Annotated in this window: 18 protein-coding genes and 1 pseudogene; 11 read left to right on the top strand and 8 right to left on the bottom strand. The window is 67.8% G+C overall.

Annotated elements, in window-relative coordinates; all coding sequences use genetic code 11:
• The first annotated feature begins 8 nt into the window (after window positions 1-8).
• The 4 genes from astD to QC821_RS17560 all read left to right on the top strand — a co-directional run bounded on the left by astD (window position 9) and on the right by QC821_RS17560 (window position 4,912).
• A complete protein-coding gene (gene astD / locus QC821_RS17575; protein WP_309724199.1) occupies window positions 9-1,478 on the top strand; it encodes a succinylglutamate-semialdehyde dehydrogenase in 1,470 nt (489 codons plus the stop codon).
• Window positions 1,475-2,836, top strand: coding sequence for an N-succinylarginine dihydrolase (gene astB, locus QC821_RS17570; protein WP_309724197.1), 1,362 nt, complete (start codon window positions 1,475-1,477; stop codon window positions 2,834-2,836). The genes astD and astB overlap by 4 nt, the downstream gene beginning before the upstream one ends.
• 100 nt (window positions 2,837-2,936) lie before the next feature.
• Window positions 2,937-3,422 (top strand): GNAT family N-acetyltransferase, encoded by a 486-nt coding sequence (locus QC821_RS17565; protein WP_309724194.1) that lies wholly within the window; start codon window positions 2,937-2,939, stop codon window positions 3,420-3,422.
• Between the two features lie 101 nt (window positions 3,423-3,523).
• Window positions 3,524-4,912 (top strand): amidase, encoded by a 1,389-nt coding sequence (locus tag QC821_RS17560; RefSeq protein ID WP_309724192.1) that lies wholly within the window; start codon window positions 3,524-3,526, stop codon window positions 4,910-4,912.
• Window positions 4,913-5,017: 105 nt separating this feature from the next.
• On the opposite strand, the gene QC821_RS17555 is transcribed toward QC821_RS17560, so the two are convergent.
• Window positions 5,018-6,067, bottom strand: a complete 1,050-nt coding sequence (locus QC821_RS17555; RefSeq protein ID WP_076749127.1) for an SPFH domain-containing protein — start codon at window positions 6,065-6,067, stop codon at window positions 5,018-5,020.
• Between the two features lie 2 nt (window positions 6,068-6,069).
• Window positions 6,070-6,528, bottom strand: a complete 459-nt coding sequence (locus QC821_RS17550; RefSeq protein ID WP_309724188.1) for a nodulation efficiency, NfeD-like protein — start codon at window positions 6,526-6,528, stop codon at window positions 6,070-6,072.
• Between the two features lie 120 nt (window positions 6,529-6,648).
• On the opposite strand from QC821_RS17550, the gene zapE reads away from it, so the two are divergent.
• Window positions 6,649-7,782: a cell division protein ZapE gene (gene zapE, locus QC821_RS17545; RefSeq protein WP_309724186.1), complete on the top strand. Its 1,134-nt coding sequence runs from the start codon at window positions 6,649-6,651 to the stop codon at window positions 7,780-7,782.
• On the opposite strand, the gene QC821_RS17540 is transcribed toward zapE, so the two are convergent.
• Complete coding sequence (locus QC821_RS17540; RefSeq protein ID WP_309724184.1) at window positions 7,779-7,994, bottom strand: hypothetical protein; 216 nt, start codon at window positions 7,992-7,994, stop codon at window positions 7,779-7,781. The two genes, zapE and QC821_RS17540, sit on opposite strands and share 4 nt — an antisense overlap.
• Before the next feature lie 171 nt (window positions 7,995-8,165).
• Here QC821_RS17540 and copM point away from each other — a divergent pair, with 171 nt between their 5' ends.
• The 4 genes from copM (at window position 8,166) to malG (ending at window position 12,596) form a co-directional block, all read left to right on the top strand.
• Entirely contained in the window at window positions 8,166-8,633 is a 468-nt protein-coding gene (gene copM, locus QC821_RS17535) for a CopM family metallochaperone (protein ID WP_309724182.1), read from the top strand.
• A 189-nt stretch (window positions 8,634-8,822) separates the two neighbouring features.
• The gene (gene malE, locus QC821_RS17530) at window positions 8,823-10,013 is read left to right on the top strand and encodes a maltose/maltodextrin ABC transporter substrate-binding protein MalE (protein WP_309724180.1); all 1,191 of its coding nucleotides are present in this window, start codon (window positions 8,823-8,825) and stop codon (window positions 10,011-10,013) included.
• Between the two features lie 63 nt (window positions 10,014-10,076).
• Entirely contained in the window at window positions 10,077-11,690 is a 1,614-nt protein-coding gene (gene malF, locus QC821_RS17525) for a maltose ABC transporter permease MalF (RefSeq protein ID WP_309724179.1), read from the top strand.
• Window positions 11,691-11,705: 15 nt separating this feature from the next.
• Entirely contained in the window at window positions 11,706-12,596 is an 891-nt protein-coding gene (gene malG, locus QC821_RS17520; protein WP_156889365.1) for a maltose ABC transporter permease MalG, read from the top strand.
• A gap of 146 nt (window positions 12,597-12,742) precedes the next feature.
• Here malG and ugpC read toward each other — a convergent pair whose 3' ends face one another.
• The 3 genes from ugpC to malT form a co-directional block, all read right to left on the bottom strand.
• Window positions 12,743-13,858 (bottom strand): sn-glycerol-3-phosphate ABC transporter ATP-binding protein UgpC, encoded by a 1,116-nt coding sequence (ugpC, locus tag QC821_RS17515; protein ID WP_309724176.1) that lies wholly within the window; start codon window positions 13,856-13,858, stop codon window positions 12,743-12,745.
• A complete protein-coding gene (locus QC821_RS17510) occupies window positions 13,846-15,507 on the bottom strand; it encodes an alpha-amylase family glycosyl hydrolase (RefSeq protein WP_309724175.1) in 1,662 nt (553 codons plus the stop codon). Before QC821_RS17510 ends, ugpC begins: the two co-directional genes overlap by 13 nt.
• 154 nt (window positions 15,508-15,661) lie before the next feature.
• Complete coding sequence (malT, locus tag QC821_RS17505; RefSeq protein WP_309724173.1) at window positions 15,662-18,367, bottom strand: HTH-type transcriptional regulator MalT; 2,706 nt, start codon at window positions 18,365-18,367, stop codon at window positions 15,662-15,664.
• Window positions 18,368-18,527: 160 nt separating this feature from the next.
• Between malT and QC821_RS17500 the strand changes: the two genes are divergently transcribed.
• A complete protein-coding gene (locus QC821_RS17500; protein WP_309724172.1) occupies window positions 18,528-19,274 on the top strand; it encodes a trimeric intracellular cation channel family protein in 747 nt (248 codons plus the stop codon).
• Between the two features lie 45 nt (window positions 19,275-19,319).
• Window positions 19,320-20,360: pseudogene (locus QC821_RS17495) on the top strand (DUF3541 domain-containing protein); the annotation flags it as partial.
• Between the two features lie 34 nt (window positions 20,361-20,394).
• Here QC821_RS17495 and QC821_RS17490 read toward each other — a convergent pair.
• Together QC821_RS17490 and QC821_RS17485 are read right to left on the bottom strand one after the other, a co-directional pair.
• Window positions 20,395-21,240, bottom strand: a complete 846-nt coding sequence (locus QC821_RS17490; RefSeq protein WP_309724170.1) for an alpha/beta fold hydrolase — start codon at window positions 21,238-21,240, stop codon at window positions 20,395-20,397.
• Window positions 21,241-21,631: 391 nt separating this feature from the next.
• On the bottom strand, window positions 21,632-25,054 hold the full coding sequence (locus QC821_RS17485) for a hypothetical protein (RefSeq protein ID WP_309724169.1): 3,423 nt from the start codon (window positions 25,052-25,054) through the stop codon (window positions 21,632-21,634).
• Window positions 25,055-25,176: the final 122 nt, after the last annotated feature.

Raw genomic sequence — 25,176 nt, 5'->3', positions numbered from 1 at the left:
AGATGCATATGCAAGCCAAACAGCAGCTGCTGATCGGCGGCGCCTGGGTCGACGGCGACGCGGAGCGGTTCGCCAAGCTCGACCCGGTGTCCCACCAGGAACTCTGGCAGGGTGCCAGTGCCGGCGCCACCCAGGTCGAGGCCGCCGTGGCCGCGGCGCGGCAGGCCTTCCCCGGCTGGGCGCGCACGCGTTTTGCCGAGCGCCAGGCGCTGGTCGAGCGCTTCCGCGGCGTGCTCGAGAGCCACCGCGAGGATCTGGCCACCGCGATTGCCGGCGAGACCGGCAAGCCGCTGTGGGAGGCGCGCACCGAGATTGGCGCCATGATCGGCAAGGTGGCGCTGTCGATCAGCGCCTACCACGAGCGCACCGGCGAGCGCGAACGCGACCTGGGCGGGACCCACGCCGTGCTGCGCCACCGCCCCCACGGCGTGATGGCGGTGTTCGGCCCCTATAATTTCCCCGGCCACCTGCCCAACGGACACATGGTGCCGGCGCTGCTGGCCGGCAACACGGTGGTCTTCAAGCCCAGCGAACAGACCCCGCTGACCGCCGACCTGGTGCTGCAGTGCTGGCGTGAGGCCGGCCTGCCCGCGGGCGTCATCAACCTGGTGCAGGGCGCCGCGCCGGTGGGCCAGGCGCTGGCCGCCAGCCGCGACATCGACGGCCTGCTGTTCACCGGCAGCGCCAAGGTCGGCGGCATGCTGCACCAGCAGTTCGCCGGCCAACTGGACAAGATCCTGGCCCTGGAGCTGGGTGGCAATAACCCGCTGGTGATCCGCGACGTGCCCGACCAGGATGCCACGGTGCTGACCATCCTGCAGTCGGCGTATCTCTCCGCCGGCCAGCGCTGCACCTGTGCGCGGCGGCTAATGGTGCCCGACGGCGAGGTCGGCGACCGGCTGATCGAGGCGCTGGTGTCGGCCATTGACAAGCTCCGGGTGGGCGGCCAGTTCAGCGAACCGGCGCCGTTCTACGGCGGGCTGGTCAGCGTCGCCGCCGCCGACGGCCTGCTCAAGGCCCAAGACGACCTGGAGGCGCTGGGCGGCACGCTGCTGTCGCGCATGCGGCGCCTGGAGGAGAACACCAGCCTGCTGAGCCCGGCGCTGATCGACGTGACCGGCCTCGCGCTACCCGACGAGGAGCACTTCGGGCCGCTGTTGAAGGTATACCGTTATAAAGACTGGGACGAAGCGGTCACTATCGCCAACGACACCCGCTACGGCCTCTCCGCCGGGCTGATCGGCGGCAGCCGCGACGACTGGGACGACTTCCTGCTGCGCATCCGCGCCGGCATCGTCAACTGGAACCGCCAGACCACCGGCGCCTCCGGCGACGCGCCCTTCGGCGGCGTCGGCGATAGCGGCAACCATCGGCCCAGCGCCTATTACGCGGCGGACTACTGTGCCTACCCTGTGGCCTCGATGGAGAGCGAGGATCTGCAGCTGCCGGACCAGCTGCCGCCGGGGGTGGTGCTATGAGCGACGCTTCGAGCCTGGACGTCCGCGAGGTCAACTTCGACGGCCTGGTGGGCCCTACCCACAACTACTCCGGACTGGCGCTGGGCAACGTGGCCTCGATGAGCCACGGCGGGCTGGTCTCCAATCCCCGCGAAGGGGCGCTGCAGGGGCTGGCCAAGATGAAGTCGCTGCTCGACGCCGGCTACGCCCAGGGGGTACTGCCGCCCCAGCAGCGCCCCGACCTGGGCGCGCTACGTGCGCTGGGCTTCAGCGGCACGCCCCACGAGGTGTTGACCCGTGCCGCCCGCGAGGCGCCGCAGCTGCTGCGTGCGGTGTGTTCGGCGTCGAGCATGTGGACCGCCAATGCCGGCACCGTGACGCCTAGCGTCGATGCCGCGGACGGGCGGATGCACTTTACCCCGGCCAACCTGCAGTCGAGCTTCCATCGCTATCTGGAGCCTGAGACCACCGGTCGCGTGCTGGCGGCGATCTTCAACGATCCGCGCCACTTCGCCCACCACCCGGTGCTGCCGGCGACCCCGGCGTTTTCCGACGAGGGCGCGGCCAACCACACGAGGCTCGCCGGCGAGCACGGCGAGCCAGGCGTGCACCTGTTCGTCTACGGCCGCCAGGCCTTCGGCGGCGACCCGGCCCATGAGCCCAAGCACTTTCCAGCGCGCCAGACGCTGGAGGCCAGCCAGGCGGTAGCCCGCCAGCACGGCCTCGGCGAGGCCCAGACGGTATTCGCCCAGCAGCACCCCGCGGCCATTGATGCCGGCGTGTTCCACAACGACGTGATCGCAGTGGGCAATGGCCCGGTATTGCTCTACCACGAGATGGCCTTCCGCGACGAGCAGGCGACCCTCGACGCCCTGCGTGCCAAGCTGGCCACGCCGCTGATTCCGGTGCGCGTGCCGCGCGAGGCGGTGAGCCTCGACGATGCCGTCGGCTCCTACCTGTTCAACTCCCAACTGCTCTCCAATCCCGACGGCTCGATGACCCTGGTGGTCCCTGGCGAGTGCCAGGAGAACGAGGCGGTATGGCGCACCATCCAGGACCTGCTGCTGGCGGGCCACAACCCCATCGGCGAGGTGCTGGTCAAGGACGTCAAGCAGAGCATGCGCAACGGCGGCGGCCCCGCCTGCCTGCGCCTGCGGGTGGCGCTCAGCGCCGCCGAGCGCCAGGCCCTGTGCGGCCGGGTGCTGCTCGACGAGGCGCTCTATACCGAGCTTACCGCCTGGGTCGAGCGCCACTACCGTGACCGCCTGGCGCCGAACGACCTCGCCGACCCGCAGCTCGCCGAGGAGACCCTGGCGGCGCTGGATGAGCTAACGCAGATCCTGCAGATCGGCTCGGTGTATCCGTTTCAGTTGGGGTAATACGCAATCGATCATGACGCCCCGGCCCGCCTACTGGCGGGCCGGGGCCTTTGTGGTTACCGTAAGGCTCTCATGTATTGGTGACCCAGGGAGCGCCGAGATGGCGGAAGCACTGATGATCGAGCGACTGAGCGCCGATTCGCCCCATGTCGCCATGGTGGCGGAATGGACCCATGCCGCCTGGGGGCATCTCAACCCCGGCATGACCCTCAATGATGCCATCGAGCGCCTGCGCGGAGAGTGCGGTGCGGTGGGCGTGCCCTCGGTGTTCGTCGCCATGCATGACGGCGTGCCGGTGGGCACGGCCAGCCTGGTGGTCGACGATATGAGCGACCGCCCCGATCTCTCCCCCTGGCTGGCCTCGGTCTTCGTGCTGCCCGAGTGGCGTGGCCGAGGCATCGCATCGTCGCTGGTGCAGCGGGTCGAGGCCGAGGCGCGAGACACGGGTATCGCGGTTTTTCATCTCTACACGCCGGATCAGCAGGCGCTCTATGCACGGCTGGGCTGGCAGGCGGTGGAGGAGCGCGACTATCGCGGCGAAGCGGTGACGATCATGCGCCGCCGCTTCGATGCAGACACTCCCTGATCGGGCGCGGTCCCAATGGCATCAGCATTATAATTGTAATGGCGGTAGACACTGACGCGGCTCATGCTGAAGGCATCGTTCATCATGCCGAGAGAGACTGCATGCCCGCGCCCCATCGCATGACCGCTACCCAACTGCTCGCCGCCTACCGCGACAAGTCACTGTCGCCACTCGACTACGCCGAGTCGTTGATCGCCCATATCGAGCGCTGGGAGCCCCATCTCAACGCCCTCTATGCCTACCGTCCCGAGGCCTTTCTCGCGGCGGCGCGCGCCTCCAGCGAGCGCTGGGCGCGGAGTGAGCCGCGGGGCGCCCTGGATGGCGTGCCGGTGACACTCAAGGAGCTGATCGCCACCCGTGGCCTGCCGGTGCCGGGGGGCACGGGGCTCGGCGAGCAGCCCAAGGCCAGTGAGGATGCGCCCCCCGCGGCGCGCCTGGCCGAAGACCATGCCCTGCTGGTGGCCAAGACCACCTGCCCTGATTACGGCATGCTCTCGTCGGGGCTCTCCTCCTTTCACGGCTTGACCCGTAACCCCTGGAACCTGGCGTGCAATACCGGCGGCTCGAGTTCCGGGGCAGGGGCGGCGGCAGCGGCCGGCTATGGCCCGCTGCACCTGGGCACCGATATCGGCGGTTCGATACGCCTGCCGGCGGCCTGGTGTGGGGTGGTGGGCTTCAAGCCGACCCTGGGGCGGATCCCCATCGATCCTTACTACGTGGGGCGCTGTGCCGGCCCCATGACGCGCAGCGTCGACGACGCCGCGCTGATGATGACGAGCCTGGCGCGCACCGACCGTCGCGATGCCATGCGCCTGCCGCCGGAGAGCATCGACTGGACGGATCTGCGCCTGGAACTGAAGGGGTTACGGCTAGGGGTGATGCTGGAGGCGGGGTGCGGTCTGCCGCTGGAAGCGCCGCTACGCCAGGCCGTGGAGTCCGCGGCGCAGCATCTGGAGGCCGCCGGGGCGACCCTGGTGTCGCTGGCGCCGGTACTGACCCGGGAGATGCTCGATGGCCTGGATCGCTTCTGGCGGGCGCGTCAGTGGAGCGAACTGGAGGCGCTTACGCCGGCGCAGCGCGAGCGGGTGCTGCCGGCGATTATTGCCTGGGCCGAGGATGGCGCGCGCTTGAGCGGCGTCGAGGCGGTGCGCGGTTTCCAGCAGACCCTGAACATGCGCCGCGCGACCGAAGCGGTGTTCGAGCAGGTGGATGCGGTGATCTCGCCGACCACGCCCAACGTGTCGTTCCCGGCCGACTGGGTCTCACCCACCAACGACCCCCTGCGTCCCTTCGAGCATATCGCCTATACGCTGCCGTGGAACATGGGCGAGCAGCCGGCGATATCCCTCAATGCCGGTTTCAGCGGCGAGGGCATGCCGCTGGGGGTGCAGTTGATCGGGCCGCGCTTCGCCGATCACCTGGTGCTCAAGCTGGCCAAGGCGCTCGAGGAGCGGCTGGACGTGGCACCGCGCTGGCCATCGCTCCCTTGAGCCGAGGGCTTGCTGGGGGCCAGCGGACCGTCCTCAGTAGTAGAGCGCTAGATACAGCGCGGCCGGGCAGTTGCCCGGCCGCGTCGTCTTAGCCTGTTGCGAGGCTCAGCTGCCGCTGGCGGCACCGCCGACCACGCCGCCGCGCAGTCCGTCCGTCTTGCCGCTGCTGCGCAGGTGCTTGCCCACCGCGTCTTCCGGTGTGCCGGCCAGGTCGCGGAACATGCCCATCGAGCCGAGCAGGGCGCTGGACTCGTAGGGTACGAAGACCCGCTCGCCGTCCTTGGCCATGGTCGGCAGCGCCTTGATATAGCTCTGGCCGAGCAGATAGCCGACCACGGTCTGCTTGTTCTCCTCGCTGTCGCCAATGGCGTTGAGCACCAGCTTGATCGACTCCTGCTCGCCCTGGGCGCGCAGGATGGCCGACTCCTTGTCGCCCTCGGCGTTGAGGATCGACGACTCGCGCTGGCCCTGGGCCTTGGCGATGGCTGCCGACTTTTCGCCTTCGGCTTCGGTCACCGTGGCGCGACGCTTGCGCTCGGCGGCCATCTGCAGGCGCATGGCGGTCTCGACTTCCTCGGGCATGGCGATGTCCTGCACCTCGACCCGCGACAGCTTGACACCCCACTTGGAGGCCGGCTCCTCCATGGCGCTCTGGATCTCGTTGTTGACCTCGGCGCGGGACTCGAACAGCTTGTCGAGCTCCATCTTGCCGACCACCGAGCGCAGCGTGGTCTTGGCCAGTACTTCCACCGCCTGGCTCATGTTCTCGACTTCATAGACGGCACGCTTGGGGTCGATGATCTGGTAGTAGAGGGCGCCGTTGATGCGCACCGTGACGTTGTCGGTGGTCACCACCGGCTGGCCGGGGAAGTCCATCACCGTCTCGCGGCGATCGATGCGGATCTCGTCGCTGGTGATGGCGTGGTAGTCATCGCCCATCTTGCGGTAGCGGATCATGGTGATGGCGCGGGGCTGGTCGATGAACGGGATGATGATATTGATGCCGCTCTCCAGCACGCGGTGAAACGAGCCGAGGCGCTCGATCACCATGACCTCGGACTGGCGAACGATCACTAGCCCCTTGACGACGATCAGGATGCCGATAAAGACGACGATCAGGGCCAGTATCAGGCCCGGGCTCACGGGTAAATCCATGTTCAGTGCTCCTTGGGTGATGCAATGGTGACGATGGCGGTAGTGCCATCGAATTCCTTGAAGACCACGGCGGTGCCCAGCGGCAGCTCGGTGGCGGCGCTTTCCTGCACGCGCAGGCGGTAGAAATCGCCGTTGACCTTGATGCCGGTGGCGCCGTCGTAGTCGCGAATCAGGGTGCGGTAGACACGGCCTTTCTCGACCCCGGTGCCGGTGGTGCCGTAGGCCACGCCGCGCGGCGTGAACCATGGGCGGATGAACTTGATCGCCAGCGGCACCAGCACGCCGGCGGCGATGGCCAGGCCGATCAGCTGCCAGGCCAGCGGCAGGCCGAACCAGGCCAGCAGGGCGGCCACCAGTGCCGCAAGGCCCAGTGCCAGAAGCACCATGGCGCCGGAGGTGAGTTCGGCAAGCGCCAGCAGTAGGCCAAGCGCCAGCCACAGCAAGGCTGGGTTCCAGTCCATGGGGTTCCTCCTTGTGGCCAGAAGCGGCCCCCATGGTACTGCATTGGGGCGCAGCGGGGGGCATTTGTCGGGGGCGGGGCAACATGGCATGGTCAGGTCTCAGTTTCAGGAGCCCCACGCATGACGCAGCGCTTCTCGCCCCGCCAGGCCTACGATGATGCCGTGGCGCATCTCGACTTTGCCGCCGATGCCGCCCAGGCGCATGCCGCGGACGTCCTCGATGCCTGCTATCGGGCGCTACATGACGAAAGCGCTCGACCCAGCGGCGTCTATCTGTGGGGGCCGGTGGGGCGCGGCAAGACCTGGCTGATGGACCGCTTCCACGCCTCGCTTGCGGTGCCCGCGCGGCGCCAGCACTTTCACCACTTCATGCGCTGGGTGCACCGCCGCCAGTTCCAGCTCAGCGGCACGCCGGACCCGCTCACGGTGATGGCCCGCGAGCTGCGCGAGGAGGTCCAGGTGCTGTGCCTGGATGAGCTGTTCGTCAGCGACATCGCCGACGCCATGCTGCTCGGCCGGCTGATGCAGGCGTTGTTCGACGCCGGAGTGGTGCTGGTCACCACCTCCAACCAGCCGCCGAATCAGCTGTATGCCGAGGGCTACAATCGCGAGCGCTTCCTGCCGGCGATCGCCGCCATCGAGCGGCATCTGCAGGTCGTGGCGATGGATGGAGGCTGCGATCACCGCGAGCATCCGGGTCGCGCCGAGCCGCGCTTCTGGGTGCGGGCGCCGCAGCGTTTGGCCCGGGTCTTTGCCGAGCTTAGCAACGGCCAGTCGACCAGCAGCGAGCCCCTCGACCTGGGTGGGCGCGCCATCGAGGTGGAAGCGCGCAGCGAGGCGGTGCTGTGGTGTCGCTATGCGGCGCTCTGCGAGCAGCCGCTGGGGGCGCTGGACTTCATCGGCCTGTGCGACCGCTTTGGGGACATCCTGGTCGGCGGGGTGCCGGCCATGGGCGGCGCAGCCGGCAACCCGCTCGAGGAGGCCAAGATCGAAGACCTGGGGCCGGATACCGCCGGCGGTGGCGTGCGGCGCGGCTTTTCACGGCAGGATGACGGCGCGCGACGCTTCATCGCCCTGGTCGATGAGTGCTACGACCGCGGCGTGCCGCTGTATATCGAGGCGCAGGTGCCCATCGAGGAGCTTTATGCCCAGGGTGAACTGAGCTTTTCCTTTCGCCGCGTGGCCAGCCGTCTCAAGGAGATGCAGCTGGCCCGCTTCGGTGCTGCACCTCAGCGCTCCGGTGCCAGCGCCTAGCGCTCAGGCGCCTCGGTCTGGCCGCGAATCTCGCCGGTCTCGTCGCGGTAGGTGCCGGGACGCTGCTGCTCGCCGGGGCTGTCTTCCTGGGGCACGCCCCACATGGTTTCGCGGCTGCCGTCGGGGAAGGTGTTAACGGTGCAACCTGCCAGTATGACCAGGGTCAATGTCAGGCCGCACAGCTGCGGTAGGGTAGATGTCAGGCGGCGCATGGTCAGGCTCCGAGGATGGATGCAATGCCGCTAGCATGCGGCTGCGGGGGCCAGGATTTCAAGCCTGCTGCTGCCTGGCCGTTGCCCTGCTGGTCTGCTTGACCTGTGGGCGGCCCACAGCTTTTACATTGATGGCCTGACACGATGCGTTTCAGGAGCCAGGAGTTTTTCATGATGCGATCTACCCAGACCGAACCCCGTACCGCTACCTATGATGCCGATACCTCCCGCCGGCCGCTGGCCCTGCTGCTGGGCAGCCTGGGGGTGGCCGCGGTGCTGGCGCTGAGCCCGCTGGCCGAGGCAGGCAGCCACGAGCACGACCATGGCCATGGCGATGAGCACGCCCACGACGATCATCAGATGGATGACCAGGAGCACGCCGACGACCCCGCGGTAAAGGCCTACCGCGAAGCCAACGAGCGCATGCACGAGGGCATGATGGTCGGCTTCACCGGCGATGCCGACGTCGACTTCGCCCGCGGCATGATCCCGCACCACCAGGGCGCCATCGACATGGCCAATATCGTCCTTGAACACGGCGAGGACGAGGCGCTGCAGCAGCTGGCCCGCGAGATCATCGACGCCCAGGAGGAGGAGATCGCCTTCCTCGAAGCCTGGCTCGAGGAGCACGGCCACTGACGCTTTCGCCACGCTTTGCCGACTGATACGACGCCCGCTGCAGCGGGCGTCGTCGTTTGCGGCTGCGCCATCTACGCCCCACGCTTACGCCACCCCTACGCCCCCCGAGGAGGAGCCATCCCACGCGTCGATTGGCGAGGCTAGTCGGGTCAACGATACTTTCTCGATAACAACAATGGGGCATGACCTATGCATACCGTTCTCAATCGCCGCCTCACGCCGCTGCTCGCCGCCACCCTGCTGGGCGCCGCTGCCGCGCCGGCACTGGCCTTCGACGACGACCGCCTGACCATCTGGATGGGCGACAACAAGGGCCAGGACGGCATTCGCGAGGTGGCGGCCCAGTTCACCGACGAGACCGGCATCGAGGTCGAGGTGGTCTTTCCCGATAACCTCACCGACCGCTTCCAGCAGGCCGCCGGCAGCGGCCAGGGGCCCGATATCGTGATCTGGGCCCACGACCGCCTCGGCGAGTGGGCCCAGAGCGGCCTGCTCACGCCGCTCTCACCCGGCGACGGCTTCCGCGCCGACTACTTCGACTTCACCTGGGATGCCACGCTGTGGAATGGCGACACCTACGGCTACCCGGTCTCGGTGGAGTCGCTGGGGCTGATCTACAACAAGGCGCTGGTCGACGAGGCGCCGCAGAGCTTCGCCGAGCTGGTGGCGCTGGACGCCGAGCTTGCCGAGCAGGGCAAGAAGGCGATCCTGTTCGACTACAGCGAGCCCTACTACGGCTGGCCGCTGCTCGCCGCCAACGGCGGCTACCCCTTCAAGCAGACCGAGGAGGGCTTCGACGTCAGCGATATCGGCGTCAACAATGAGGGTGCCGTGCAGGGCGCCGAGCTGCTGGTTGAGCTGATCGACAGCGGCGTGCTGCCCCGCGGCACCGATTACAGCATCGCCGACACCCGCTTCAACCGCGGCGAGGTGGCCACCATGATCAGCGGCCCCTGGGCCTGGCCAAACCTGGAGCGCAGCGGCATCGACTACGGCGTGGCGTTGCTGCCCAAGGTCGGCGACGAGCGCGCCCGGGCCATGTATGGCGTGATGACGGCGATGATCAATGCCGCCTCGCCCAACGACTTCCTGGCGGTGGAATTCCTCGAAAGCTACCTGCTCAGCGAGGCCGGCATGCGCACCTTCAACAGCGACGGCTCGCTGGGGGCGGTGGCGCATATCGCCTATCAGGAAGAGTTGGAAAGCGACGCCAATATCGCCGCGACCCTGGCCAACGCCGAGATCGGCATGCCGATGCCCAATATTCCCGAGATGGGCGCCTTCTGGGCCGCCATGGAGCCGGCGCTGCAGAATATCGGCAGCGGCCGCCAGTCGCCACGGGAAGCCCTCGACGCCGCGGCGCGCCGCATGCGCCAGTAAGTCTACCCGACGCCCATGGCCGGCGGCACCCATGCCGCCGGCCCGCTCCCGCAGGATATCGACATGTATACGACCAACGCTTCCCGAGGCCTGCCGCGACACCGTTCGCGGCATGTCGCCGAGCGCTATACCCGCTGGGCCATGCGCGGCCTGGTAGCGGCCCTGGTGCTGACCCTGATGTGGCTGGTGCTGGCCTTTCATCTCAACGGCCAGTGGATGTTCGCGCTGCTGTTCCTGGTGCTTGGCGCCTCGCTGGCGGTGGTGTTCACCAAGCGCACCCTGATGAGCCACCGCTACATCTTTCCGGCAGTGGCGGGGCTCGGGGTGTTCGTGATCTTCCCGCTGCTCTATACCATCGGCATCAGCTTCAGCAACTACAGCTCCAGCAACCTGCTCAGCGAAGACCGGGTGCGCGGTCAGCTGCTGGCGCGGACCTATCAGGAGGAGGGTGCTTCCTTCACCTTCCAGGCCTATCGCGAGGGTGACCGGGTGCGGCTCACCCTGGAGCGCGAGGGGGAGCCCCCGCTGGAGGGCGAGGCCGATGCCGAACTGGAGGCCGCCCTGGAGGGGGCCACCCGCTTCATCAGTGGGCCCCTCGACCTCGACGACGACGCCACCCGGCGCATCGAGATCGAGCCGCTGCACCAGGCCCTCGACGCCGAGCCGCTCGAGATGCGCGAGGTGATCGCCGCCCGCGACGCCCTGCAGGCGCTGCGCCTGGTGACCCCGGAAGGCCTGGAACTGCGCATGGCGGGGCTGCGCCACTTCGCGCCCATGCTCGACCGCTATGAGGCCAGCGATGACGGCTCGCTCCATGATCGCCGCGACGACCGGGTGCTGACGCCGGACCGCGAGACCGGCTTCTTCGTCAGCGACGATGGCCAGCGCATCACCCCCGGCTGGCCGGTGGCGGTGGGCCTGGACAACTACAAGCGGATCTTCGCCGACCCGGATATCCGCGGCCCCTTCATGCAGATCTTTGTCTGGACCTTCGCCTTCGCCGGTCTCACCGTGCTGTTCACCCTGGTCGTCGGTTTCACCCTCGCCTCGCTGCTGCAGTGGGACCAGCTGCGCGGCAAGGCGATCTACCGCACGCTGCTGATCCTGCCCTACGCGGTGCCGGCGTTCATCTCGATCCTTATCTTCAAGGGCATGTTCAACCAGCACTTCGGCGAGGTGAACATGATCCTCGACGGGGTGTTCGGCATCCGCCCCGAGTGGTTTACCGACCCGTGGCTGGCGCGCAGCATGCTGTTGATCGTCAATACCTGGCTCGGCTACCCCTATATGCTACTGCTGTGCATGGGCCTGATCCAGTCGATCCCCCGCGATCTCTACGAGGCCTCGGCGGTGGACGGCGGGGGGCCGCTCACCAACATGCTGACCATCACCCTGCCGCTGATCCTCAAGCCCCTGACGCCGCTGCTGATCGCCGCCTTCGCCTTCAACTTCAACAACTTCGTGCTGATCGCCCTGCTCACCGGCGGTAACCCCGATATCCTCGGCGCCAGCACCCCGGCGGGCACCACCGACCTGCTCGTCAGCTACACCTACCGCATCGCCTTCCAGGATGCCGGCCAGGACTTCGGGCTGGCGGCGGCCATCGCCACCCTGATCTTCCTGCTGGTGGCGGGCATGTCGCTGCTCAATCTGCGCCTGTCCAAGGTCAAGGTCTGATAAGGAGAAACCGTCATGGCCATGGTTCAACCCCGCTCGATCCGCGCCCGCCGTCTGGGCGCGCATCTCGCCCTGATCGGCTTCGTCTCGCTGATCGTCTTTCCGCTGCTGCTGGTGATCTCGATCTCGTTTCGCGAGGGCAACTTCGCCACCGGCAGCCTGATCCCCGAACGCTTCTCGCTGGAGCACTGGTCGCTGGCGCTGGGCATCCCCTGGGAGCGTGCCGACGGCAGCGTGGTCCAGCCGCCGTTCCCGGTACTGCTGTGGCTGTGGAACTCGATCAAGGTGGCGGTGGTGTCGTCGCTGCTGATCCTGATGCTCGCCACCACCAGCGCCTACGCCTTCGCGCGCATGCGCTTCAAGGGCAAGGCGCCGCTCCTCAAGGGCATGCTGATCTTCCAGATGTTCCCGGCGGTGCTCTCGCTGGTGGCGCTCTACGCGCTGTTCGACCGCCTCGGCCAGCTGGTGCCGTGGCTTGGCATCAACACCCACGGGGCGTTGATCGTCGCCTCACTGGGCGCCGTGGCGCTGCATATCTGGACCATCAAGGGCTACTTCGAGTCCATCGACGGCTCGCTAGAGGAGGCCGCCATGGTCGACGGCGCCAGCACCTGGCAGGCGTTCCGCTATATCCTGCTGCCGCTGTCGGTGCCGATTCTGATGGTGGTGTTCATTCTCGCCTTCGTGATGAGCATCATGGAGTACCCCATGGCCTCGGTGCTGCTGGTCGACGAGCACAAGCTGACGCTCGCCGTGGGTGCCCAGCAGTACCTGGCCGACCACAACCAGCGCTGGGGTAACTTCGCCGCCGCCGCGGTGCTCTCCGGCCTGCCCATCACCGTCGCCTTCCTGATCTGTCAGCGCTGGATCATCGGCGGGCTGACCGCCGGCGGCGTCAAGGGCTAGCGTTCCGCCTCGTTTCCTCGCCCTGAGCAGAGCCTTGCTCGACCCCGATCATATGATCGGGGTTCTTTTGGGTAGACGTTGAGGCAGGCAATAAATCGCCCCGGGCTGGATAAGCACCGGGGCGCAGGGTGGTGGTCGATCGGCGCTCAGTGGGTGACGCCGGGGATCTCCACCTGGCGAGGACAGGCGCTGCCGTCGGCGCCGAACAGGTGGCAGTGCTTGCCGTCAAGGCCGAGGGTGACGGCCTGGTGGTCGTCGAGATGGGCGAGGCCGTCGAGGCGCTGGGTTAGCGTCGCCTCGACCCCTTCCACCTGCAGGTGGGCGAGGGTCTCGTAGCCGAGCTTCTCGGCGACCATCAGGCGCGCCTGGAGCGTCGCCTCGGCCTGGTCCGGGGCGACGAAGTCCTCGGCGCGCACGCCCAGGGTGGCGCGCTCGCCAGCCTTGAGCCGGGCACCGTCGACGGCCACCTGGAGGGTGGCGCCGCCGGGCAGGCGCACCGCCGTATGCAGGCGACCGGGGTCGAGCACTTCGACGCTCAGGGTGTTGATGCGCGGTGAGCCGATGAATTCGGCGACCTCCAGGGTCCTGGGGAAGTGGTAGAGCGACAGCGGCGCGCCGACCTGGGCGATGCGGCCGCCTGAGAGCAGCACAATGCGGTCGGCCAGGGTCATCGCCTCGACCTGGTCGTGGGTGACGTAGATCATGGTCGCCTGCAGGCGCTTGTGCAGCTCGGCGATCTGCACCCGCATGTCGACCCGCAGCGCCGCATCCAGGTTTGAGAGCGGCTCGTCGAACAGGAACACCGCCGGCTCCTTGACCAGGGTGCGACCGATGGCGACCCGCTGGCGCTGGCCGCCGGAGAGGTCCTTGGGGCGGCGTTCGAGCAGTTCGCTGAGGTGCAGCATCTCGGCGGCGTGCTGCACGCGCCGGCGGATCTCGGCCTTGTCGGTGCGCGCCAGCTTGAGGCCGAAGGCCATGTTCTCCGCCACGCTCATGTGCGGATAGAGCGCGTAGGACTGGAACACCATGCCGATGTCGCGCTCCTGGGGCGGGATCTCGTTGATGCGCTCGCCGTCCAGGCACATCTCGCCCTGGGTGATGTCCTCCAGCCCGGCAATCATGCGCAGCAGGGTCGACTTGCCGCAGCCCGAAGGGCCGACGAAGACCACGAACTCGCCGTCCTCGATGGTCAGGTCGATATCTCGAGAGATCTCCACCTCGCCGAAGGCCTTGCCGATCCCTTCCAGTGTCAGGCGTCCCATGGGTTGTCCTCCGAGCAGCGCGCGATGGCAATGCCGTAAGCGGGTAGCGTCAGGGTGCCGTTCTGCCAGCGGCCGTTGACCAGCGGCGGAGCATCCGCCAGTGGCTCGGCGCTGGCCGGGGCGGCGACCTCGCAGGGCGTGGCGGCGAAGTTGAGGGCCACCAGCAGGCGTTCGCCCTGATAGCGTCGTTCGAAGCGCATCACCTCGCCCTGCAGCGAATGGTAGCGCACGTCGCCCTTGACCAGCGCGGGCAGCCCGCGGCGGAAGGCCAGGAAGGCGCGGTAGGCGTTGAGCAGCGAGGCCGGGTCGTCATCCTGCCGGTCAACCGCCAGGTTGGCATGCTCGACGGGCACCGGCAGCCAGGGTGTGGCGCTGCTGAAGCCGGCGTACCGGGCATTGGCGACCCAGGGGTGAGGCGTGCGGCAGCCGTCGCGGCCCTTGTAGGCCGGCCAGAAGGTGATGCCGGCGGGGTCGACCAGCTGTTCGAAACTCAACTGGGCCTCGGGCAGCCCCAGTTCCTCGCCCTGGTAGAGGCAGACGCTGCCGCGCTGGGTGAGCAGGAAGGCCATGTAGAGGCGCAGCGCGGCGGGATTGTCGGCGGCCTGCCAGCGGGTGGCGAGACGCACTACGTCGTGGTTGCCCAGCGCCCAGCACGGCCAGCCGTCAGCGATGCGCCGCTCCATTTCGGTGAGGGTGTGCTGCAGGAAGGCCGGGTCGTGGCGCTCGCCGAGCAGGTCGAAGGAGTAGGCCATGTGCAGCCGCTTGCCGCCCTGGGTGTACTCGGCCATCACCCGCAGCGAGTCGTCGTCGCCGACCTCGCCGACGCTGGTGGTGCCGGGGTACTCGTCGAGCAGCGCGCGCAGCTTCTCGAGGAATATCAGATTGTCCGGCTGGGTCTTGTCGTGAAGGTGGTGCTGGAAGCCGTAGGGGTTGTCGGGGCGCACGCCGAGAAAGCCCTCTGCCAGGTCCTCGCGGGGCGGGTTGTCCTCGAGCTTGCCGTGGGTGCAGAAGTTGACCGCGTCGAGGCGGAAGCCGTCCACGCCGCGCTCCAGCCAGAAGCGCACCTCGCCGAGGATCGCCTCGATCACCGCCGGGTTGTGGAAGTTGAGATCCGGCTGGCTGGCCAGGAAGTTGTGCAGGTAGTACTGGCAGCGACGCGTGTCCCACTGCCAGCTCGAGCCGCCGAACACCGACTGCCAGTTGGTGGGCGGCGAGCCGTCGGCGCGGGCATCGGCCCACACGTACCAGTCCGCCTTGGGATTGTCGCGGCTGGCGCGGCTCTCGCTGAACCAGGCGTGCTGGTCGGAGCTGTGCGACAGCACCTGGTCGATGGTGACCCTGAGGCCGCGGGCGTGGGCCGCCTCCACAAGGCGGTCGAAGTCGTCGAGGCTGCCGAACATCGGGTCCACGTCGCGGTAGTCGCTGATGTCGTAGCCGAAGTCCTTCATTGGCGAGGTGAAGAAGGGTGACAGCCAGATGGCGTCGACGTTGAGGGAGGCGATGTAGTCGAGCTGGTCGATCACCCCCTGCAGGTCACCGATGCCGTCGCCGCGGCTGTCCATGAAGCTGCGCGGGTAGATCTGGTAGATCACCGCGCCGCGCCACCAGTCGGCCCCCTGGGGGCCTACGTAGCGAGAAGCCTGTGCCATGTGCGCATGTTCCTTGTTGTGGTTGATCGATAACCCGCGGCGCACAGCAGTGCTGCCGCGAGACTAGGCGTAATGGCCATGGTGCGCGGCACCGGCACGGGTGAAATCCTCCCGGCGGCGTAGGAGGCGGCGTAGAGGGGGGGAGGAGGCGCGGCTAGTCGCCCTGGATGTGTGCCAGCAGCTCGCCAGCCAGGGCGATGGCCTCATCGCGGCGGCGGATGTTCTGCTTCTGGTAGAGGCTGCGGATATGCGTCTTGACGGTGGTCGGCGCAACCGAGAGCTGCTCGGCGATCTGCTCGTTGGAGAGCCCGGCGTGGATCAGGCCAAGGATCTGCCATTCGCGACGGGTCAGCGGCGAGGTGCGAATCAGCTCGGGTACGTCGGGGCGGGCGACGATATCGGCGATGACCGCCTCGTCGAGCATCAGCCTCACGGCGTTGCCGAACTCACGCTGGCGCCCGGTCAGCTCGATCAGCCGCGTGGCGCGTTGGCAGGCCAGCTCGTCGAGTTCGCCGCCATCGAGCAGCGCCTGCAGCAGCTCGGACAGCGGTGGGCCGAGGCGCAGGAAGCTGCCGATCAGGGCGGTGCGCGAGGCGAGCGTCAGCGCCTGGTGGAGGTGCGCAAGGGCGGTGCTGCGGTCGTCGCGCTGCCAGGCCAAGGCGGTCAGACACAGCTGGTTGCGGTTGGCGTCGGTGACCAGGCCGAGCCGGGCGGTATGGGCCTCGAGCGGCTCGAGCAGCGCCTCGGCCTCGTCGCAGCGGCCGAGCAGGGTCAGGGCGCGGGCGTGGTTGCGCACGTTGCACTGAGCGAAGTGATTGCTGGCCCGTTCCGGCTCGGCGCGGGGCGCCTCCTGCAGCCAGCGCGCTACGGCGTCGAGGTCGTGGGTCGCTTGCCACCAGGCGAGCAGGGTGGCGTGGGCGTTGGCCACCCAGTCGATATGGTAGTCACCCTCGGCGAGAATCTTGCGCAGGCGGCGGATATGGTCGGCGCACTGGGCCTGGTCGCCGCGGCTCTGGGCCACCTTGGCGAGGCTGATATGGCACTGCAGGGTCCAGCGTTCGCCCTGGCCGTCGAGCACCGCGATGCCGGCCAGCGCCGCCTGCTCGGCGTCGTCGAGGCGGTGCCACTCCCACAGCAGCTGGCTGCGGATGCGGTAGAGAAATTCCGCTACCGGCAGCTGCGTCTGGCCACTCTGCTCGAGGTGGGCGAAGGCGCGCTCCTGGATGTCGTAGGCGGCCTGCAGGCGGCCCTGGGCGACCAGGGTCTCGGACTGATGGCACAGCGACCACAGCCGCAGCTGGGCGTCGCCGAGGCGAGCCGCCTCGCGTTCCACCTCGCGAATCCGCGTCAGCGACTCGTCGAGGTGGCCGAGCACGAAGCGCGCCTCGGTGAGGATCGCCGCGGCGGCCACCGGCGTCGAGGCCAGATAGCGGGCGGGCAGGCTCAGGGCCTGCTCGGCCAGCGGTGCGGCGCGCTCGGCGTCGCCCTGATTGATCGCCAACTGGGCGCGCAGGGTGGCGAATTCGGCGCCCAGTGCCTGCCACTCGGGGGCATCCAGTTGGGCCTCGATCCAGCCGATGGCGCGGGCGGTGAGGTCGAATTGGAACTGGGCGTGGGTCACCCAGCCGTAGAGCAGGGTCAGCTCGGGGGCGGCGACGATGCGCGTCTCGCCGAGCCGTGCCAGGGCCTCGGCGAGACGGGCGACATGACCGTTGGCCAGCAGCGTCGGACCATGGGCGACGAGCAGCGCGACGAGGTCTTCCGGGGCCTCGGCCTGGATCGCCTGATCGAGCGCCGCCGCCGCGTCGCCGAGCGCCAACCACGCCTGGCTGGCGCGGCGGTGCAGTTGGCGCTGGCTGTCGAGGCTCAGCTCATGGCGGCGATGACGCAGGTAGCCGGCGAACAGCCGCTGAAAGCGGTACCACTGCTGATGCGGGTCGAGCGCCTCGATGAACAGCCCGGCCTGTTCCAGGGCAGCGAGGCGCTGGGTCAGGCGCTCACCTTCCAGCAGCCGCGCCACCAGCGCCGGCGAGAAGCGCTCGAGCACGCCGAGCTGCAGTAGCAGGCGGCGGTCCTCGTCGTCGAGCTCGGCATCGAGCAGGTCGTCGAACCAGGCCACGAAGTCGGGGTGGGCGCCACTCAGGCGGTCGACCAGGGCGTCGAAGCCGGCCCGGGTGGTGGTGCGCTCGACCAGCCAGGTGAGCGCCATCACCCAGCCGCCGCTGCGGCGCAGGGCCCGCTCCAGGCTGACCCGGGTGGGGGGAAAGCTGAGTTGCTCGGCGCACAGGGTCTGTGCCTCCTCGACGTCGAAGGCCAGCTCGGCGAGGCCGATCTCCTCCAGCTCGCCGCGCAGACGCAGTGCCGCCAGGCCCAGGGCCGGGCGGGTGCGCGCGATCAGCGTCAGGGTAAGCCAGCGCGGCTGGTGGCGCAGCCACAGCTGCAGGGCGTCGAGGATCTCGGGGTCGCGCAGATGCTCGGCCTCGTCGAGCACCAGTCGCCGCGGTGTCAGCACCTCGGGCAGCGCCGCCAGCCACGCCTCGCACTGCTGGGCGAGGGGGGCTGCCGCGTCGAGGGCCGGCAGGGAGACGGCATCGTCCAGCAGCCTTTCCAGCGCGGCATGGAAATAGGCGGCAAAGCGCCCCGGGGTGTCGTCGCGCCGCTCCAGACGCAGCCAGGCGGCGTGCTGCTCCAGGGCCGGCAGCCGCTCGGCCACCAGGGTGCTCTTGCCATACCCCGGCGGCGCCTGCACCACCAACAGGCGCACCCGCTCGTCGAGAGCGAAACGGTCGTTGAGGCGCGGCCTAGCTACCACGCAGGGCGGCGGCGGAGGCGGGGCGAGTTTCTCCTTGAGCAGCGGCATGGCGAGCGGATCGGTGGTGGCTTTATCGTTTCAGTTCTACCAGTATGCCTAGCTCATGACGCCAGCGGTGAGCTGTTAGACGAAGGTCTCAAGATGCGCCAGTGTCGGCCTGACGGCTCGCTTGGCGTATGCTGACGCCAAACAGCAGGGAGAGCATGGTGTGACGGGGTGGATCTATTGGCTGGACATGGCCGGGGTGATCGTCTTTGCGCTGTCGGGGGTAATACTAGCCTGCCGCTCGCGGATGGACCCTTTCGGCATGCTGGTGCTGGCGGCGGTGACCGGCATCGGCGGGGGCACCCTGCGCGACCTGGTGCTGGGCGTGCGGCCGGTGTTTTGGGTCACAGACCCGACCTACCTGTGGGTGATTCTGGCCACGGTAGCGGTGTCGATCCTCGGCTTTCACTATATCCACCGCCTGACGCGCACCTTCCTGCCGGTGACCGACGCCTTCGGCCTGGCGCTATTCACGGTGATCGGCGCCCACAAGGCGCTGTTGCTGGGCAGTCCTGGCGTGGTGGCGGTGCTGATGGGGCTGATGACCGGGGTGGCCGGCGGCATGATTCGCGACATGCTGGCGCGCCGCGTGCCGATGGTGCTGCGCCAGGAGGTCTACGCCACGGCATCGATCGCCGGTGGCACGGTGTTCGTGCTGCTCAGCGCTTGGCAGGCGCCCACCGCGGTGGCCATCGGCCTGGGGCTGGTGGTAACCCTCGGCCTGCGCCTGGCGGCGATTCGCTGGCGGCTGACACTGCCGACCTTCGCCTGGGTGGTCACCGAGCCGCCACCCTCGAACGCCGAGCCGCCGCTCTCATCAGAGCCCGACGCTACGCCGTCGCCCAAGCGGCGCCGCGGCAAGGCGCGGGTCAAGCTGATCCGCCCCGGCCGTCGGCAGGGGCGGCGTTAGCCAGCGGCTATACTGACGTCAGGTGCCAACAGGGAGGTGCCCGAGATGCGTCATGCATTCCCACGTGGATGGCTGGTGGCCTGGCTGGTGCTGCTATGGCTGGCGGGCTGTGCCGCCCAGGGCCCTGCGCCTGCGACCGAGGCGAGCGTCGCCGAGGCGATTCAGGCCCGTTACGAAGCCGAGCTGTTCACGCTGCCGCTGGACAAGCAGCGCCACTACGCCCAGCGGCTCTATCGTATCAGCGGCGACCCGCGCTACGTGCCGTTGACCGAAAGCCACGCCAAGCGGCTGATGCTGCGTATCAACGAGGAGCTCGACGGCTTGGCTGCGCATGACGACTACGCCGCACGGCGCAGCCTGGCGCTGCTCGACGCCTACCCCACGCGTACCGCCAAGCAGCGTGCCCGGCGCCAGATGTTCGCCGACTGGGACGAGGTGATCTACGCCCGCAGCCTGCTGTTCTCGCTGGTGCAGCTCGACTACTACGGGTTGCTCGGCACGCCGCGCCTGGCCGGCCACGAGCGAGCCCTCGACTATCTGGGCGAGGTCGACTTCGCCGCCTTCTTGAGCGACCCGCAGGTGCTGTCGGTGTACGCCGCCCAGGTGGCCAATATGGTTCACTACCTGCATCAGCTGGAGATCGTCGACCTGCGCGACGAGGTGGTTACCGCCTTCCGCGAGCACTATTCGCCGGCGCGGGTCGCGACGTTGGATGTCGACGAATACCGCAATCGCATCTACGGCATGACTCACTTCGTGATCGCCGACAGCCGCTACTACCAGCGCGACGTCAGCGCTAGCGAACATGCCTGGATTCTCGATGCATTTGCCGCCGAGCTGCCGCGTATCCTGGCTGATACCACCGAGGACATCATGGCCGAGGTGGGGATCAGTTTCCTGCTCGCCGACCAGGGCGACCATTTGGCAGTGGCGCGGCTGCGCGAGGCGATCGTTGCCGCCTTCGACCCGCAGGCGAGGATGATCCCCGCCACCGATGGCAGTACCGATCTCGAGCGCGGCGAGCATCGCAACGTGCTGGCGATCATGCTGCTGAGTTGGCCGGCACAGCTGTACCCCGGCCCCGACCTGAGTGAGATTGGCTACTGGTCAGTGCCAGGCGTTATGCCACCTGTATCTTCTCCTCAGTGGGAATCAGGAAGTCACGCAGTATACCTTCCATTGTTTGCCGCGCCTCAGCATGTTCAAGGTCAAGGAAGTGTCCGGTATTCGGCACTACCTCAAAGGCACACTGCTGCATATACTCTTTGGCAATGATAACGTCCTGCGGAGTCGTGTATTCATCCAGTTCCCCATTGACGAATAGAGTTGGTATTTTAATGTCGCCTAGTAGTTGTTCATAGTCGGTGTCGTTGAGGGACAGTATTTGTTCAATATGAAAGCAAACCTGCTGAAGCTCATGCTGGTCCAGGCGTGAGAGATGCCTGTAATTGATATGTTTCAGAAGACGCGGAAGATATTTTCCCACCTCTTCGTTGAGAAGGTTGGCGGCAGTTTTTACGTCGCCTTGCTGGATGTAGTGCCGAGCACCGTGAACATAGCGCAGCATCGCGTTGTTGAGCTGGGTCGAGAAGGATGCCAGAACGGCTTTCTTGATCGAGCTGGGAGACTGCGACAAGGCCATCATGGCGGCATAACCGCCCCAGGAAACAGATAGCAGTGATGTGGGTTTGAAGCGCTCGATGAGCGCAAGTAGTATATTGACTTCATCCTCTTTATCGATGATGCCGCCTGCCGAGTTATATTGTTTCGACTGGCCTGCGAATGGCAGGTCGAAGAGGATGACATTCATGCCGTCGCGCAGATATTTGACACAGTTGGTAAATGAGGCCGTAGTGGCAAGAGCTCCATTTACCATGATAATACTTTCAGAGTTATGTGGCTGCTGGTAGAGTTCTACATGGATGTGGTATTTGTCTATCGGTACGACGTCGGTGTCGGCTTTCATTTCCCCTTCCCCTTCCCCTTCCCCTGCGTTAGGTGGACATCGGTTGATGTGAGCTTAAGCGTGCAGCATGAGTGTCTTGAACAAGATGCCTGAGCTACGGGCGGATCAAGATATCGCAAGCAAGGTTTTGTTTATAAGTTCCTTCTTGTTTGCATTTCATTGTTTAGTATGGTGGCTGATATGTATGTAAGCAGGTGCTTAACTTCATGTAGGAGATTTGCCGCGGGGTATGTGGGATAAAGGCCTTATAAGTAAGTATTAATATATAAGTGTTATCGCTGTGTATTGGAGGCGGTTGATTGCGTAGTGTCGTGTGTTCCGCCGTGAGCGGCAGGTGCCTTGAGGGAGGCTTGGAACCGGGCTCTCGTATCGGGGGAGGGCATCGCCTGGATCACGGCGGGTCGACCTCCAGCGCTTCCAGCCAGTGGCTCTCGGAGGCGAACGCATCGCTGAACACCGGCTGACGCTCGAACCAACTCCGCGCCCCGGGCCACTGCCAGCGGCGCCGGCCGTCGGCCAGCGCCACGCCGAGGGCCAGGGCACCGTAGCGTGCGTAGAACACGCCGCGCGCTGAGGCCTCGCCGAGCCGCAGGTTGGCGCGCAACTCGCGGCCCTGACCGTTGAGCTCGAGATCATGGATATCCAGGCGCTGCTGGCGCATGTCGAGCCGCGCCGAGCCGCGGATATCGCGCACGGTAAGCAGGTTGCGCAGCCAGCGTCGCTCATTGGCGGCGCTGACGAACAGTTCCACCAGCGGCCCGCTGTCGCGCATCGCCAGGCGCAGTTGGCTGTCCAGCACCAGCGGCCGCTGCCATGTCAGGCGCCCCTCGGCAAGCTCCAGGTCGGCCCACCAGCCCGCGGAGCGGGCGTCGTCGTCGGCCAGTTGAAGGTTGCTCAGCGAAACCCGCGAGCCGCTGCTGTCGAAGGTCATATCACGCAGGTCGCCGTCATTGAGCCGCGCATCGATCATCAGGCTGCCGCTGAGCTGACGCTCGCGGAAGGCCAGCTGCGCGTCGGGGGCGTCGAGGCGCAGCATGCCGTGTGCCTGGTAGCCGTCGAGGCGCAGGTCGCTGGCCAGCGTGGCGCGCCCACCCAGCAGCGTCAGCGGCGAGTCGTCCGGCAGGTAGGCATTGAACACGGCAAGGTCCGGCGCCTCGATGTGCGGCAGGGCGATATGCGTATCCAGGGCCTGTAGCCCGGCGTCGAGATCGAGCCGGCGGGCTTCGGCGGTGAGCTGCATATGACGGCCCTCGATCAGCGCCTCGTCGGCGTCGCCGCGGCGCAGGGCCAGCTGCGGCATGCGTAGGGTCAGCGCCGCGCTGGGCGCCTCAAGGCTGCCGGTAGCGGTGGCCACCAGCTGGCCGTCGCCGCGGGCGCTGAGGTCGAGAAAGGCCAGTGAGAACGGCGTGGCGTCGAGGCGCAGCTCGCTGCCCGGCACCAGCCGGCCGGCGTCGAGCTCGATGTCGGCGCGTAGCTGGGCGCTGCCGTCCACCGCCAGGCCGTGTTCGCTGGTCAGCAGCGCGTTGAACAGCGCCATGTCGGCGAGCAGGCCGTCGAGGCGTAGCCGGCCGCTGGGCGTGCGTGCGCCGCCCTGCTGCCAGCCGCTGCCGCCGGTAAGCACCGCGTCGCGGGCGACCACCACGCTGCGTGTCTCGGCGTCCGCGGCGCTGGCTTGGAGCGCCAGCCGTGAGCCGCTGATATCGAGTCGCCCGCTGTCGAAGCGCGCCTGGTTGATGATCAGTTCGAGGTCGGCGGCACCGCTCAGCGTCTGGCCAAGCAGCTGGCCACGAACGGCGTTGCCGTCGAGGGTGACTCGCCCGCGGGCGCTGTCGCGGTCGACCACCAGCACGCCGCTGGTGGTGGCGGTGCCGCCGTCCAGCTGCCAGGCCGGTGAGTCGGGCAGGTAGAGGTTTAGCGCGGCGACATCGGGCACCTCGGCGGCCTGCCACGCCAGTTGCGCTTCGGGGTTGCCCAGCTGGCGACCGCTGTCAGGCAGTTCGCCAGTGGCACTGAGCGAGAGATGCGGCGCGTCGAACAGCTGGCGGCCGTCGCTCAGGCGGCTTACGCCGACCTCGCGCAGGTCCAGGGTCAGCAGCCCGCGCTGCGGCGTGTCGTCGACCACGCTGGCGGTGAGGGTGCCCTGGCCGAGGGTGTCGAGGCCCAGGAAGCGTCCGCCGATCGCCTGCGAGTCGATCTGCAGCCGGCTGCCGGGCAGCGGCCGGCCCTGGTGGATATCGAACTCGGCGCTCAGGCGTCCGCCACCGCGCAGGCCCAGCGTCTGGTCGACGAACAGCTCGCCGAGCAGACCATCGAGCACGCCGAGATTGTCGATCTCGCCGGAAACACTCAGGGCGGCGTCGAACGGCGTGGTGGCGAGCAGCGGGGCGGCGACCACCGGGTCGTCGCGGTGAGTGTCACCGGCGGCGACAAATGGCTCCAGCGGCAGCAGTGGCCAGGCGCTGGCCAGCTCGGCGCGGGGGAACACCAGCGAGGTGGTCAGTGGTTCTTCGGCGTCGTCGCCGGTGGCTGCCAGCCTGAGATGCGTGCCGGAGAGGTGGAGCTGGCCGCTGCGCGGGTCGAGCAGCGGCAGTGCCAGGGTCAGTCCCAGGCGCCCGCGCATCGGGGTGTCGCCGAGGCGCAGGCCGACCTCGTCGCCGTCGAGGCGGAAGGTGCCGGAGAGGGCGTCGTTGCGGAAGTCGAGAAAACCGCGCAGGCGCGCACGGCCGCCTTCCAGTTGGAGCGGTATGGCGGCGGGCAGATAGGGCGCCAGCGCGGCGATGTCGGTCAGCTCGGTGTCCTCCCAGCGCAGCCCGGCGCGGTGCAGGCGCTCGGGGGGCTGGTCGAGGCGCAGCCGGTCGCCGGCCAGGGCGATGCGAAAGCCGTCGCCGCGCATCACCTCGGCGCCGCCCTGCTGCCACATGCGCATGTCGTCCAGCGCCAGACCCAGGCGGGTTTCCGGCTCACCGTGCTCGTCGCTGATGGTGGCGCGGATGCTGCCGTCACCGAGCAGCTGGTAGCGCTGGCCGCCGGGGGTCAGGCGGGTGCTGTCGAGGGACACGCCGAGGTCGGGGGAGTCGAGCTGCAGCTCGCTGCCGGGCAGCAGTTCGCCACCCTCGAATAGCAGGCGCCCGGTGAGGTCGCCGTGGCCGCTGACCTCGAGCCACTCGAGCCCCAGCAGGTAGTCGCTGAACACCGCATAGGCGTCGCTGGCACCGGCCAGCTCGATCTCGCCGTCGACCGCAGTAACGATATCGCCGCCGCGCTGATCGGCAAAGTCGAAGGGGGCAAGCGCCAGGCGCGCGTCGAGCTGGATGTCCTCGACCAGGGTCACCGCATCGCGGGTGACCCGGCCGTCATCGAGGTCGAGCGCCACGCCCTGAATGGAGAGTTCGCGCTGCTGCCAAGCCAGTTGGCTGAGACTCAGCCTGCCGCTACCGGCGATGCGCAGCCGGCCCACGGCGACTTCATGGATGCGCCGGGCATCGAGCCGCTCGATCTCGATGCGCCCATCGAACAGCGGGCGCAGCGCGACCTGGAGGCTGACCTGCTCGACGTCAAGCCCCAGCCAGCGCGGTGCCTGCTGAACCAGTTCCAGGCGGGCGGCACTGAGCTGGCCGGGGTACCAGCTCCAGGCGCGCTCCCAGCGCAGGTCGAGTTCGGCACGCGCCAGCGGTTCATCGAGCAGGGCAGCGCGCAGCCGCTCGCTGTTGAGCAGGGTGTTGGCCAGCGCCAGATACACCAGCCACAGGCCGAGCAGTGCCAGCAGCAGGACCTTGGCGACGCGCCGTACCGGCGTAGACGAACGCCACGCCATCAGCGCTGTCGCAGCGGTTGGAGAGCGGCATAAAAGGCGTCAGCGGCGTGCCGAAACGCGCTCGCCGGGCGCGATGCCGCTAGACAACGCATGACACTATGGGTCAACCTGCCGCCTCCTTT

Source organism: Franzmannia qiaohouensis, from assembly GCF_031451695.1.
Lineage (GTDB): Bacteria > Pseudomonadota > Gammaproteobacteria > Pseudomonadales > Halomonadaceae > Franzmannia > Franzmannia qiaohouensis.
The sequence above is the reverse complement of the archived record's forward strand: the minus strand, read 5'-3'. Positions and strand labels throughout refer to the sequence as shown.

Coding starts and splice junctions, on each gene's coding strand:
- copM (WP_309724182.1), top strand. CDS start 8,166: ATGATGCGATCTACCCAGACCGAACCCCGTACCGCTACCTATGATGCC.
- malT (WP_309724173.1), bottom strand. CDS start 18,367: ATGCCGCTGCTCAAGGAGAAACTCGCCCCGCCTCCGCCGCCGCCCTGC.
- zapE (WP_309724186.1), top strand. CDS start 6,649: ATGACGCAGCGCTTCTCGCCCCGCCAGGCCTACGATGATGCCGTGGCG.
- malE (WP_309724180.1), top strand. CDS start 8,823: ATGCATACCGTTCTCAATCGCCGCCTCACGCCGCTGCTCGCCGCCACC.
- QC821_RS17485 (WP_309724169.1), bottom strand. CDS start 25,054: ATGGCGTGGCGTTCGTCTACGCCGGTACGGCGCGTCGCCAAGGTCCTG.
- ugpC (WP_309724176.1), bottom strand. CDS start 13,858: ATGGGACGCCTGACACTGGAAGGGATCGGCAAGGCCTTCGGCGAGGTG.
- QC821_RS17540 (WP_309724184.1), bottom strand. CDS start 7,994: ATGCGCCGCCTGACATCTACCCTACCGCAGCTGTGCGGCCTGACATTG.
- astD (WP_309724199.1), top strand. CDS start 9: ATGCAAGCCAAACAGCAGCTGCTGATCGGCGGCGCCTGGGTCGACGGC.
- QC821_RS17565 (WP_309724194.1), top strand. CDS start 2,937: ATGGCGGAAGCACTGATGATCGAGCGACTGAGCGCCGATTCGCCCCAT.
- QC821_RS17550 (WP_309724188.1), bottom strand. CDS start 6,528: ATGGACTGGAACCCAGCCTTGCTGTGGCTGGCGCTTGGCCTACTGCTG.
- QC821_RS17510 (WP_309724175.1), bottom strand. CDS start 15,507: ATGGCACAGGCTTCTCGCTACGTAGGCCCCCAGGGGGCCGACTGGTGG.
- QC821_RS17555 (WP_076749127.1), bottom strand. CDS start 6,067: ATGGATTTACCCGTGAGCCCGGGCCTGATACTGGCCCTGATCGTCGTC.
- malG (WP_156889365.1), top strand. CDS start 11,706: ATGGCCATGGTTCAACCCCGCTCGATCCGCGCCCGCCGTCTGGGCGCG.
- QC821_RS17490 (WP_309724170.1), bottom strand. CDS start 21,240: ATGAAAGCCGACACCGACGTCGTACCGATAGACAAATACCACATCCAT.
- astB (WP_309724197.1), top strand. CDS start 1,475: ATGAGCGACGCTTCGAGCCTGGACGTCCGCGAGGTCAACTTCGACGGC.
- QC821_RS17560 (WP_309724192.1), top strand. CDS start 3,524: ATGCCCGCGCCCCATCGCATGACCGCTACCCAACTGCTCGCCGCCTAC.
- malF (WP_309724179.1), top strand. CDS start 10,077: ATGTATACGACCAACGCTTCCCGAGGCCTGCCGCGACACCGTTCGCGG.